Origin of the sequence: Streptomyces sp. NPDC050416 (assembly GCF_044458845.1) — a bacterium.
Classification (GTDB): Bacteria; Actinomycetota; Actinomycetes; order Streptomycetales; family Streptomycetaceae; genus Streptomyces.
Genome location: NZ_JBITII010000007.1, coordinates 360,677 through 372,961 on the forward strand (window position 1 = coordinate 360,677; position 12,285 = coordinate 372,961).

Annotated in this window: 11 protein-coding genes; 2 read left to right on the top strand and 9 right to left on the bottom strand. The window is 69.5% G+C overall.

Annotated features, from left to right (window positions below):
• Positions 1-268: 268 nt before the first annotated feature.
• The 6 genes from ACIBL4_RS23790 to ACIBL4_RS23815 all read right to left on the bottom strand — a co-directional run bounded on the left by ACIBL4_RS23790 (position 269) and on the right by ACIBL4_RS23815 (position 8,817).
• Positions 269-1,768, bottom strand: a complete 1,500-nt coding sequence (locus ACIBL4_RS23790) for an amino acid permease (RefSeq protein ID WP_399413196.1) — start codon at positions 1,766-1,768, stop codon at positions 269-271.
• A 148-nt stretch (positions 1,769-1,916) separates the two neighbouring features.
• A complete protein-coding gene (gene dxs, locus ACIBL4_RS23795; RefSeq protein WP_399413198.1) occupies positions 1,917-3,848 on the bottom strand; it encodes a 1-deoxy-D-xylulose-5-phosphate synthase in 1,932 nt (643 codons plus the stop codon).
• A 255-nt stretch (positions 3,849-4,103) separates the two neighbouring features.
• The gene (locus ACIBL4_RS23800) at positions 4,104-5,396 is read right to left on the bottom strand and encodes a sugar ABC transporter permease (protein ID WP_399413200.1); all 1,293 of its coding nucleotides are present in this window, start codon (positions 5,394-5,396) and stop codon (positions 4,104-4,106) included.
• A complete protein-coding gene (locus ACIBL4_RS23805; protein ID WP_010033972.1) occupies positions 5,393-6,184 on the bottom strand; it encodes an ATP-binding cassette domain-containing protein in 792 nt (263 codons plus the stop codon). Before ACIBL4_RS23805 ends, ACIBL4_RS23800 begins: the two co-directional genes overlap by 4 nt.
• A gap of 187 nt (positions 6,185-6,371) precedes the next feature.
• On the bottom strand, positions 6,372-7,472 hold the full coding sequence (locus ACIBL4_RS23810; protein WP_356923592.1) for a sugar ABC transporter substrate-binding protein: 1,101 nt from the start codon (positions 7,470-7,472) through the stop codon (positions 6,372-6,374).
• Positions 7,473-7,605: 133 nt separating this feature from the next.
• Positions 7,606-8,817, bottom strand: a complete 1,212-nt coding sequence (locus tag ACIBL4_RS23815; protein ID WP_399413511.1) for an ROK family protein — start codon at positions 8,815-8,817, stop codon at positions 7,606-7,608.
• 363 nt (positions 8,818-9,180) lie between these two features.
• On the opposite strand from ACIBL4_RS23815, the gene ACIBL4_RS23820 reads away from it, so the two are divergent.
• Positions 9,181-9,636, top strand: a complete 456-nt coding sequence (locus ACIBL4_RS23820; RefSeq protein WP_399413203.1) for a transposase — start codon at positions 9,181-9,183, stop codon at positions 9,634-9,636.
• Here ACIBL4_RS23820 and ACIBL4_RS23825 read toward each other — a convergent pair.
• Positions 9,633-10,586, bottom strand: coding sequence for a zinc-binding dehydrogenase (locus tag ACIBL4_RS23825; protein ID WP_399413205.1), 954 nt, complete (start codon positions 10,584-10,586; stop codon positions 9,633-9,635). The two genes, ACIBL4_RS23820 and ACIBL4_RS23825, sit on opposite strands and share 4 nt — an antisense overlap.
• A 76-nt stretch (positions 10,587-10,662) precedes the next feature.
• Here ACIBL4_RS23825 and ACIBL4_RS23830 point away from each other — a divergent pair, with 76 nt between their 5' ends.
• Positions 10,663-11,061 (top strand): helix-turn-helix domain-containing protein, encoded by a 399-nt coding sequence (locus ACIBL4_RS23830; RefSeq protein ID WP_062928569.1) that lies wholly within the window; start codon positions 10,663-10,665, stop codon positions 11,059-11,061.
• Positions 11,062-11,115: 54 nt separating this feature from the next.
• On the opposite strand, the gene ACIBL4_RS23835 is transcribed toward ACIBL4_RS23830, so the two are convergent.
• On the bottom strand, positions 11,116-11,556 hold the full coding sequence (locus ACIBL4_RS23835; RefSeq protein ID WP_399413207.1) for a DUF6069 family protein: 441 nt from the start codon (positions 11,554-11,556) through the stop codon (positions 11,116-11,118).
• Positions 11,553-12,164 carry a TetR/AcrR family transcriptional regulator gene (locus ACIBL4_RS23840; RefSeq protein ID WP_399413209.1) on the bottom strand — a complete coding sequence of 204 codons (612 nt, stop codon included), beginning with the start codon at positions 12,162-12,164 and terminating at the stop codon, positions 11,553-11,555. Before ACIBL4_RS23840 ends, ACIBL4_RS23835 begins: the two co-directional genes overlap by 4 nt.
• Positions 12,165-12,285 lie beyond the last annotated feature (121 nt).

Here is a 12,285-nt window from a genome sequence, read left to right on the forward strand (position 1 = left end):
CCCTTAAGGCACTGGGGGGCACGACTGCCCGCAGCTGAGTGCGCGCGCCCGCAGCCGCGTACGTACGGAAGGGGACGTGTCGGGGGGTGTCCGCCCGCAGCGGTTGGCGCGTCTACGGGGAGTTAGTTGGTGTCCGAGCCCATCGCGCCGTTCCGAGGACGGACACCCCCCGGCGCGGCCCCGACCCACCACCCGGCGCGTAGGCGCGACACAAGCCCCCACCGCACCCGCGCAGGCCGCCGCAGGCACCCCGCCCAACCGCCGGAGGCTAGCGCGTTGGCTCCGCCTCCCTGGTCTCTTCCTTCGCGAGACGGCTGTGCGTGCGGCCGTAGAGGAAGTACACGAAGAACCCGGCGGCCATCCAGATGCCGAACCGCACCCACGTCTCGGCGGGCAGGTTGATCATCAGCCACAGCGAGGCGCACACCGACAGGATCGGGATCACCGGCACCCACGGCGTGCGGAACGACCGGTGCAGGTCGGGGCGGGTCCTGCGGAGGACCAGCACACCGATGGCGACCACCACGAAGGCGAACAGCGTGCCGATGTTCACCAGGGCGGCGAGCTCCGTCAGCGGAGTGAAGCCGGCCAGGACCGCGATGACCACACCCAGCAGGATGGTCGGCCGGTGCGGGGTCCTGAACCGCGGGTGGACGTGCGAGAAGAACCGCGGCAGCAGCCCGTCACGGCTCATCGCGAAGAACACCCGGGTCTGCCCGAGCAACAGGATCATGCACACCGTCGTCAGACCGACCGCCGCGCCGAAGCTGATGAACCCCGCGAACCACGGATGCCCCGTGGCCTTGAACGCGTCGGCGAGCGGCGCGTCCACCGACAGCCGGCTGTAGTGCTGCATGCCGGTGACGACGATCGACACGAGCACGTACAGCGTGGTGCAGATCAGCAGGGAGCCGAGAATGCCGCGCGGCATGTCGCGCTGCGGGTTCCGCGTCTCCTCCGCCGCCGTGGCCACGATGTCGAAGCCGATGAAGGCGAAGAACACGACGGAGGCCGCGGTGAAGATGCCCATCACACCGAAGTTGGAGGGCGCCCAGCCGAACATGAGCTGGATCAGCGGGGCATCGAGACTCTTCCCGGCCTCCACCGCCTTCTCCTTCGGGATGAACGGGTCGTAGTTGGACCCCTTGATGAAGAACGCACCGGCGACGATCACGACCAGGACGACCGTCACCTTGATGGCGACGACGAGCGACGTGATCCGCGCGGACAGCTTCATGCCGAGCACGAGGATGCCGGTGAGGACGAGGACGAGCGCGGCGGCGAGGATGTCGAAGCCGAAGACGTCGGCACCGTCCCGGCTGCCCAGTGCCGCGGGCATCTCCCAGCCCGCGTTGGCCATGAGCGACTGGATGTAGCCGGACCAGCCGACGGCCACCACCGCCGTACCGAGCGCGAACTCCAGGACCAGGTCCCAGCCGATGATCCAGGCGGGCAGTTCACCGAGGGAGGCGTACGAGAACGTGTAGGCGGACCCGGCGACCGGGACCGTCGACGCGAACTCGGCGTAGCAGAGCGCGGCCAGCGCACACGCGACGCCGGCCGCGACGAACGCCAGGGCAACCGCGGGCCCGGCGTTGTTCTTGGCGACTGTTCCAGTCAGGACGAAGATGCCGGTGCCGATGATCACGCCGACGCCGAAGACGGTCAGATCCAGCGCGGACAAGGACTTCTTGAGCGCGTGCTCTGGCTCCTCGGTATCGAGGATGGACTGCTCGACCTTCTTCGTCCGGAAGAGGGTGCTGCTCACGGGGTACCTCCCACGCTTGTCGTCCTCGACATGATCGAGAGGGGGCACCGTTCGTATGCCCCGGCAGCGATGCATTCACGCCAATGGGCCGGTTCCACCACCCTTGGCGGTGGTGGAACCGGCCCATTCAGCGGTACCGGGACGTCAGTCAGTCGCGCGCGGGCTCCACGGCGTCCACGGCGTCCGCGGCGCTGCGCTCGTACCGCCCGTCCAGCCTGGCGACCAGCCCGGTCACCTGCCGGGCGATGTCCGGCGCGGTGAGGCCGATCTCGGCCATGACCTCGGCGCGCGAGGCATGGTCGAGGAAGCGCGGCGGGATGCCGAAGTCGCGCAGCGGCACGTCGACGCCCGCGTCGCGCAGCGCCTGAGCGATCGCCGAACCGACACCACCTACCCGGCTGTTGTCCTCGACGGTGACGACCACGCGGTGCTGCTCGGCGAGCGGGGCCATGGCCTCGTCGACGGGTTTGACCCAGCGCGGGTCGACGACGGTGGTGGAGATGCCCTGCTTGTCGAGCAGGCCGGCGATCTCCAGGCACATCGGCGCGAGGGCGCCGACGGAGACCAGCAGCACGTCGGGCCGGTCGGTGCCGGGCTCGCGCAGCACGTCCATGCCGCCGACCCGCCCCACGGCGGGAACGGCGGGGCCGACGGCGCCCTTGGAGAAGCGGACCACGGTCGGCGCGTCGTCGACGGCGACGGCCTCCCGCAGCTGCGCGCGGACCTGGTCGGCGTCACGCGGCGCGGCCAGCCGCAGCCCCGGCACGACCTGGAGGATCGACATGTCCCACATGCCGTTGTGGGACGCCCCGTCGGTGCCGGTGACTCCGGCCCGGTCCAGGACGAAGGTCACCCCGCACTTGTGCAGGGCCACGTCCATCAGCACCTGGTCGAAGGCGCGGTTGAGGAAGGTGGCGTACACCGCGAACACCGGGTGCACTCCGCCCGTCGCCAGGCCCGCGGCGGACACGGCGCCGTGCTGCTCGGCGATGCCGACGTCGTAGACCCGCTTGGGGAACCGCTTGGCGAACTTCTCCAGGCCCACCGGCTGGAGCATGGCGGCGGTGATGGCGACGATGTCCTCGCGCTCCTCACCGAGCTTGACCATCTCCTCGCCGAACACGGACGTCCAGTCGGCGCCGGAGGAGGCGATCGGCAGGCCCGTGTCGGGGTGGATCTTGCCGACGGCGTGGAAGCGGTCGGCCTCGTCCTGGAGGGCGGGCTGGTAGCCGCGGCCCTTCTCGGTGAGGCAGTGCACGATGACGGGCCCGCCGAACCGCTTGGCCCGCGCGAGGGCGGACTCCAGGGCCTCCAGGTCGTGTCCGTCGATCGGGCCGACGTACTTCAGGCCGAGGTCCTCGAACATCCCCTGGGGGGCGATGAAGTCCTTGAGGCCCTTCTTGGCGCCGTGCAGGGTGTCGTAGAGCGGCCGCCCGACGACGGGGGTGCGCTCCAGCACCTCCTTGGTGCGGGCGAGGAACCGCTCGTAGCCGTCCGTCGTGCGCAGCGTCGCGAGGTGGTTGGCGAGGCCGCCGATGGTCGGCGCGTAGGACCGCTCGTTGTCGTTGACGACGATGACGAGGGGCCGGTCCTTGGCGTCGGCGATGTTGTTCAGCGCCTCCCAGGCCATGCCGCCGGTCAGCGCACCGTCACCGATCACGGCGACGACGTGGCTGTCGCGCTCGAGGAGTTCGTTGGCCTTGGCGATGCCGTCGGCCCAGCCGAGGACGGTCGAGGCGTGCGAGTTCTCGATGATGTCGTGCTCGGACTCGGCCTGCGAGGGGTAGCCGGACAGGCCGCCCTTCATCTTCAGCTTCGAGAAGTCCTGACGGCCGGTGAGCAGCTTGTGCACGTAGGACTGGTGTCCGGTGTCCCAGAGCACCTTGTCCTTGGGCGATTCGAAGACCCGGTGCAGGGCGATGGTGAGCTCCACCACGCCGAGGTTGGGGCCGAGGTGACCGCCGGTCTTGGAGACCGCTTCGACAAGGAAGGTCCGGATCTCCTCCGCCAGCTGGTTCAGCTCTTCCAGGCTGAGCCGGTCCAGATCGCGCGGTCCCCTGATACGGGTCAGCAGCGGCACCCGTGCCTCCTTGCAGTAGAGCTGTTCGAGCAGTTGCCGGGCTTGTCGAGTCTAATGTTCCGCCCCTGAGGACTGCGCCGAGGCCATGCGTCATACGTCACGCAGTCGGCTGTACCCAACTTGTGCCACACCTACGACACAACTGTGCCCGGCACCTCACGGTGCCGGGCACAGTCATGTCCCCGAGGGGCGAGGGGAACTGCGCGACAAGCCACAGCGCACCCGCGGCCTGGCAGCCGGCGCGGCCCTACGGCGCTACGCCCGCCCCGCCGTCTTCTGCGTCTTACGAGTAACGGCGTCGATCACGACCGTGGCCAACAGCACACCACCCGTGATCATGTACTGCACCGGAGAGGCGATGCCCTCCAGGGCGAGCCCGTACTGGATCGACACGATCACCAGCACACCGAGCAGCGCGTTCCACGTCCGTCCCCGACCGCCGAACAGCGACGTACCGCCGATCACCGCGGCCGCGATCGCGTTCATCAGCAGGTCACCGCCACCCGCGCCCTGGTTCGCCGCGGCGATCTTCGACGCGATGAACAGGCCGCCGACCGCCGCGAACGTGCCGGAGATCGCGAACACCGAGATCCGGACCATCTCCACGTTGATGCCGGCCCGTCGCGACGCCTCGACGCTGCCGCCGAGCGCGAACACCTTCCGCCCGTACGCCGTGCGCCGCAGCACGAAGTCCGTGACCAGCAGCACCACGATGAAGATCACCACGGCCAGGGGCAGGCCCTTGTACTGGTTGAAGACGATGGCGACGGCGAACGCGACGATCGCCAGCAGCACCGTCCGCACGATGGTCTCGCTCAGCGGCCGCGACGGCACGCCGGCGGCCTCGCGGCGCCGGTTGCCGAGGAAGGAGCTGAGGAAGAACCCGGCGGTCACCACGGCGGCCAGGCCGTAGGCGGCGGCCACGTCGGAGAAGTAGTAGCTGGTCAGCTGCGCCACGACCCCGTCCGGGTCGAGGTTGATCGTGCCGTTGTCGCCGAGGATCTGGAGCATGAAGCCGTTCCAGAACAGCAGACCGGCCAGGGTGACGGCGAACGCGGGGACGCCGATCTTCGCGAAGAAGAAGCCGTGCAGCAGGCCGGCGACCGTGCCGGTGAGAATGGCCAGCACGAAGGCGAGCCACTCGTTCATGCCGTTGGTGACGTTCAGCACGGCGAAGCTCGCACCCGCGACACCGCTGACCGAGCCGACCGACAGGTCGATCTCGCCCAGCAGCAGCACGAACACGATGCCGACGGCGATCATGCCCGTGCCGACCATGGCGACGGACATGTCGGACAGGTTGCCCGCGGTGAGGAAGTTGGAGTTCAGGCTCGTGAAGATGAGCCAGATGATCGCCAGGCCGATGACGACCGGGATGGAGCCCAGGTCGCCGGACTTCATCTTGCGCTTGAACTCGGTGACGTAGCCGGCGAGCCCCTGCTCGCGCACGAGCAGCCGGGGGTCGACGACCGTGACGGCGGCCTTGGCCGCTTCGGGGTTCTCGACGACGTGGTCGTCCGGAGCCGCGGAGGTCTTGTCGATGCTCACTTGGAAACCTCCCCGTTCGTGCGCGCCGCACGGCGGGTCACGGCGTTGTCGGTGGCGCCGGTGATGGCGGAGATGATCTCTTCCTGCGAGGTCGACTTGACCTCGAAGACGCCGTTGTTGCGCCCGAGGCGCAGCACGGCGACCTTGTCCGCGACGGCCTTCACATCGGCCATGTTGTGGCTGATGAGGATCACGGCGTGGCCGCGCTCGCGCAGCCGCTCGACCAGGTCGAGGACCTGCGCGGTCTGCTCGACGCCGAGGGCGGCGGTGGGCTCGTCGAGGATCACCAGCTTGGGCTCGCCGAGCATGGACCGGGCGATCGCCACGGTCTGGCGCTGGCCGCCGGAGAGCGAGGCGATCGGGATGCGGACACTGGGGATGCGGATCGACAGCGTGTCGAGCAGCTCGCGGGAGCGGCGCTCCATCTCCACCTCGTCCAGGACACCGCGCTTGCGGATCTCCCGGCCCAGGTAGAGGTTGCCGACGACGTCGATGTTGTCGCACAGCGCGAGGTCCTGGTAGACGGTCGCGATGCCCAGGTTCTGGGCGTCGTGCGGTTTGTTGATCTGGACGGACCTGCCGTCCCATTCGATGACGCCCTCATCGATGGGGTGCACGCCGGCGATCGTCTTGACCAGCGTGGACTTTCCGGCGCCGTTGTCGCCGACGAGGGCGACCACCTCGCCGGCGTGGACCTCAAGCTCTACGTCGGTGAGCGCCTGTACGGCACCGAACCGCTTGGAGACCCCGCGCAACGCCAGCACGGGCGTAGCGGACACGTGAACCATCTCCTTCGCCGCCTGACCCGGCGGGAGGTTGTGCAGAAGTGTGGGAGGAGTGATCACTCCGGCGCCCCGCATAGCTTGCGGGGCTGGTGTGGCGGGGCGCCGGAGGAACTCGGGGCAGCCGGTCCCGGACGGGGGTGACGGGAGCCCGGTTCGGACTCCCGTGCCCCTCAGGGGACCTGGTGGCTGCTTACTTGAGACCGATCTTGTCGCAGGCGGCCTTGTACTTGCCGGAGCAGATCTCGCTCACGGTGTAGATGCCGTCCTTGATCACGGTGTCGTTGATGTTGTCCTTGGTCAGCGAGACGACCGGTACCAGGACGGACGGGATGGCCTTCGTGGTCGGGCTGTCGACCTTGTCCTTGGCGATCGAGTCGAGCGACTTGCCCTGGGCGAGCGCGACGGCCATCTCGGCCGCGACGTCCGCCTCCTGCGGGTAGGGCTTGTAGACGCTCATGTACTGCTCGCCGGTGACGATGCGCTGCACGCCGGAGAGTTCGGCGTCCTGGCCGGTGACCGGGATGTCGGCGATGCCGGCGGCCTTCAGGGCCGTGATGATGCCGCCCGCCATGCCGTCGTTGGCGGAGTAGACGCCGACGATCTTGTCCTTGCCGAGGGCGGAGATGGCGCCCTCCATGTTGGCGTTGGCGTTCTCCGGCTTCCACTCCTTGGTGTCGTACTCGCGGCCGATCTTCACCTTGCCGTCGAGGACGGAGTGCGCGCCCTTCTTGAACTGGGCGGCGTTCGGGTCGGTGGACGACCCGTTCATCATGACGATCTGGCCGTCCTTGGCCTTGTCGCCCAGGGCCTTCAGCAGGGCCTCGCCCTGGGTCTTGCCGACGGTCTCGTTGTCGAACGAGGTGTAGGCGTCGATCGGGCCCTCGGCCAGGCGGTCGTAGGCGACGACGGGGATGCCCGCGTCCTTGGCCTTCTTCACCGAGCCGGCGATGGCCTTGGAGTCCACCGCGTCCACGATCAGCACGTCGACCTTGTTGGTCACCATCGTGTCGACCTGCTGGTTCTGCGTGCTGGCGTCCTGCTTGGCGTTGGCGTAGACGACCTCGCCCTTGCCGTTGGTGAGTTCCTTGACCTTCTTCTGGATGAGCGGCCGGTCGAACTTCTCGTAACGGGCGGTCGCGTTCTCCGGAAGGAGCAGACCGACCTTGATGTCGTCGCCCTTCTTGGCGGACCCGGTGGAGTCGGCGTTGTCGCCGGACTCCTTGGCGCTGCCACAGGCAGCAAGCGAAACGGCCATCGCACCGGCGGCAATCGCAACAGCGGCGCGACGCATACGCGTGTTCACTTCAGAAACCTCCCTGACGAGGCCGCGACATTGCGGCCGAGGTGGCTGGAAGTCAACTCGGCCACACGTGCGACGTCAAGAAGTAAATCCTTAACGAGATGGCAACGGTGCCATCCGTTCTCTAAGTGAAGGCAGGGGCGGCCGCCTGCAGCGCCCCGACGGCGGTCCCATCCAAAAGGGTTGAATCGCCCATCTCGCTGAGGGCCAGCGCGAGCGCTCCGAGTACCTCCGCACGGCCGCCGAGTGCCCCGGGGAGAACGGACAGCTGGCGTGCCGCGCTCGGAATGGCGTAGCGGCCGACGGACTCCCGGATCGGCCCGAGCACCAGCTCACCGGCCTCGGCGAGATCACCGCCGAGGACCACACGGCTCGGGTTCAGCAGGTTGCAGAGATTGGCGACTCCACTGCCGATATGGCGGCCGACGTCGGCGATCACCCGACGGCAGCCCGGGTCTCCGTCCCGCGCGAGCCGCACGACGCCTTCCATCGTCAGGTCGGTGCCGTGGCTGGACTGGAGGAGCGGGAGCACGTAGCGCGCGGCCGCGAAGGTCTCCAGGCAGCCGCGGTTGCCGCAGCGGCACACGGGGCCGGATTCGTCGAGTGTAATATGTCCGATTTCTCCTGCGGTACCGCCGGGGCCGCGGTAGATCTTGCCGTTGATCACCAGGCCGGCGCCGACACCGCTGGCGACCTTGATGTACGCCAGGTCGCGCACGCCGCGGCCGCTGCCCCAGACCATCTCACCGAGGGCGCCGAGGTTGGCGTCGTTGTCCACGTGCACGGGGACGCCGAGGCGCTCGCGCAGCTCCTCGGCGGGCTTGGTGCCGGTCCAGCCGGGCAGGATGGCGGTCGAGCCGAGGGTGCCGGACTCGACGTCGATGGGGCCGGGCACGCCGAGGCCGACGCCGGCGATCTTGGTCCGGTCGACGCCGGTGGCCTCGATCAGCCGGCTGACCAGCTGTTCCGCCCGGTCGAAGCCCTGGGTCGAGGAGGCGTCGACGTCGAGGGGCTCGGACTCCTCGGCGAGCACCTGGTGGGCGAGGTTGCCGATCGCGACGCGCAGGTGGGTGTGGCCGAAGTCGACCCCTATGACGATGCCGGCGTCCCCGCTGAGGGAGACGCTGCGGGCCCTGCGACCGCCCGCCGAGGTGGGTGTGACCTCGACCGTGCCGCCTTCCTTCAACTCCCGGACGATGTTGGACACCGTCGCGGCGGACAGGCCCGTCGTCCGGGCGATCTCGGCCTGGGTGAGGGAGCCCGCCAGGCGCACGGCTCGTACGACCCGCTCCAGGTTGGCTCGGTGCAGCGACGACTGCGACCCCGGAGTCTCCACGACGACCTCCTGCGCGCGGGGCCGCATCGATGAGGCCCCGTCCATGTCCAACTAGTGAACTCTAAGCTGAGCCGTTCGGGTTGCCTCCCGTCAAGAGGTTGAGCCGATTCCTCGGTGTGTGCGTGTGGTCGCGGAGGGCTACGGGCGTCGGCGGCGGCCTTCCGGGGTGCGGTGGGCCGGGGCCGCGCCGGGGGTGTCCGTCCTCGGAGCGGCGCGATGGGTTGGGATACGGACTGGGACTTGTCCTGCCGATCAGGTGACGCTTGATGCGCACCCATCAGCATGCTGCCGGCGCCTGGGCCGACCCGCCCCCGCCCTGGCCTCAAGGGGGGCCGAACCAGTAGAACACCAGGGTGAAGCGTCGTGGCAGAGCGTGCTCGCCCGCCTGGTGGAGGTGGTGCTGGAGGTGAGGGCCTGGTCTGCTCGCGGGGTGGGCTCACCAGCAAGCTTCACCTGAGCGCCGACGGTCGCCGCCGCCCGCTGTCCCTGATCGTCACCGGCGGACAGCGGGCAGACTGCACGCGCTTTGAGCCCGTGCTGGTGAAGGTCCGCGTCCCGCGGCTCGGGCCGGGCAGGCCGCGCAAGAAGCCCGACAGCGTTGCCGCGGACAAGGCGTACAGCAATGGACGCTGTGGTGGATTCTTGCGGCGCCGCGGCATCCGGCACGCCATGCCGGAGAAGACCGACAGCCGGGCCGCCCGCCTGCGCAAGGGGGCGCGGGGTGGACGGCCGCCCGGCTTCGGCGACGAGCCGTACAAGAAGCGCAACACCGTCGAGCGGGCGATCAACAGGCTGAAGCAATGCCGGACCGAGACCTAGTCCTGCGGAGAGGGTACCGGGGCCCGCATCTGGCGGGACCCCACCTCCAGGACCGCTTTTCCGGAGATCCGACGTCCGCGAAGCGCCTCGGCCGCCTCCTCGAAGCGGTCCCAGCGTCCTTGCCAGCCGATCTCGACGGTGAGGGACCCCTCAGCGGCCAGCTCGGTGAGAACGGCCAGGTCCGCGCCGACCTCGCCCTCGATGACGAAGGAGGTCAGCGACTTGGCCGGGCCGACGGTCGCATACGGCGGAAAGACCGCCGGCTCCCCGGATGTCCAGCCGACGCTCTGCACGCTGCCCCCCGGAGCGAGCAGGTTCCATGCCGCGACCAGTTGGGGGCCGCCGACGCTGTCGACGACCACGTCGACCGGTCGCTGGAGTCCCTCCAGTCCAACCAGCACCTCGTCGGCGCCGGCCTCGGCCAGCCCCTCCCCGCGGGCGGCCGAACCCACGGACGCGATCACGTGGGCACCGGCCCGCGCCGCCAGTTGGACGGCGAACCGGCCGACCCCGCCGGAGGCCCCGGTGACCAACACCCTCTTGTCCGGTCCGAGCCCGCCGGCCCGCAACGAGCGCAGTGCCGCCACTCCGGCGACCGGCAGAGCCACCGCCTTCGCCAGGTCCAAGCCCTTCGGCACCTCGGCAAGCGCACCCACGTCGATCGCGACGCGCTCGGCGAACGCCCCCGTGGTCAGGGCCACCACCTGCGTGCCCACCGCCGGGCCGGTTCCGTCCGCTGCACCCTGCATGACCACTCCGGCAGCGTCCGAACCGAGCACCGCACCCACAGGGACCCGCCCGGAGCGGGCGTCGTTGAGGTCGCCATAGTTCAACGAGGCGTGGGAGACGTCCACCAGGACCTGGCCCGGCCCTGGCACGGGGTCGGGCACCTCGGCGAGGCGGACGGCGGCGGATGCGGACGGATCGACGACAAGAGCGCGAACAAACATATCTTCCCCCTTGGTTACGACGTGTAACAGCAGTAATCATCGGTAACGTTGCTGGTCATCGGAAGAAGGCACTTTCATGTCACGCAGTCACACCCGTGTTACCGAAGCACTCAGGGACGAAGCCTGCCCGGTCACCGAGGTGCTCGACCGAGTGGCGGGCAAGTGGAGCATCGGGATCCTGATCGCCGCCGCCCACGGCCCGGTCCGTTTCACCGAGTTGGAACGCGCTATCAATGGCATCAGCCGACGGATGCTCACCCTCAACCTGCGCAGGCTGGAGCGGGATGGACTGCTCGTTCGCACGGTGTATCCGACCGTGCCGCCCAAGGTCGAGTACAGCCTCACGCCTATGGCCCGCGAGCTCCACGCTTCGCTGACAGGGCTGGTGGGCTGGGCCGAGCGGCATCGGTCCGCCATCGCCGAGGCCCGCGCCGCCTACGACACCGCGGCGGAGCAGAGCCCCGACGCTGACTGAATGGGCACGGACCGGCTCGCACACACCTGACGGGTAGGGAAAGGCCCACCTGCTTCACGAGTTCACGAGACCTGCGTGATCGTCCGGACAGGTCCTGGCAGGGCTGTCTCCCTCTGCTGCCCTGCCGCCCAGCCCCGGGATCAGCACCGCCGCCACCGCAAGGTGCATCAGAGCCAGAGAGATCCGTGTACCGCCGTCCATGCCGTCGCCGATGAACGGCAGGAAGGACACGGCCAGTACGGCGCCGGCCATCCCGGTCCAGATGGCGCGGGCGCGCCGCACTCCGAACCGCTCCAGGGCGGCCAGCAGTCCCCAGCCGGAGAGCGACGCGAGCAGTGCGGCGACCGCTACGGGCACGGCGCCGAGGTCGAGCGTCTGCTCGCCGTCGGCGATCCGCAGCCGGTGCCCCAGCAGTGGGTCCGCGACCAGCCACACCAGGACGGGGGCCAGGACGGCCAGGACCGTAACCCCCAGGCGCCTTCTACGTACGCTCACTTGGCGCCCCCAGAGAGCGCCCCGTGCAGGAAGACCTCCACCAGCTCCTGCGGAGTCAGGTCGGGCTCGTCCTCCGTACGCGGCTGGGTGAAGAGCAGCCCGATGAAGAGGGCCGCGATCTGCTCCGGCGGCCGGCGCAGGGCGGCCTTGTCGGGTTCCAGCAGCTCCGCGAGGGCCGCGCGGATACGGGCCGTCGACTCGGCGCGGGCCGCGCCGCGCACCGTGCCGGGGTGCTTGCCGCCGCGATGCCCCAGCGAGCCGATGAGCGCGCCAAGCCGGTGCATGTGCGCCTGCAGTGCCTCGGCCGCCTCCGCGAGCCGGTCGGGCAGCGGCTGGGACACGTCGATCGCGTCGAGCTCGCGGATCGTGTGCTCGGGGGAGAGCGCCTCCGCGATGCAGGCTTGCAGCAGCTCGTCCTTGTCGGCGAAGACGCGGAAGATCGTGCCCTCACCGATGCCCGCGGCACGGGCGATCTTCGCGGTCGTCACAGCGGAGCCGTACTCGGCGATCAGCGGGATCGCGGTCTGGATGATCATCGCGCGCCGCTGCTCCGGCGACATGCCGGGGGCGCGGCGGCGGGTGGTCTGGTTCTCCTCAGGTGCTGTCATGACGGCCAGCCCACGGAGTGAGTACTCACTCCGTCAATGAGTGAGTCCTCACTCCGTCCGTCCTTCCTCCCGCGCAGCGGCACCTCGTCGCGCCGAGCGGCGCAACGCCCCGCCCCGGGCC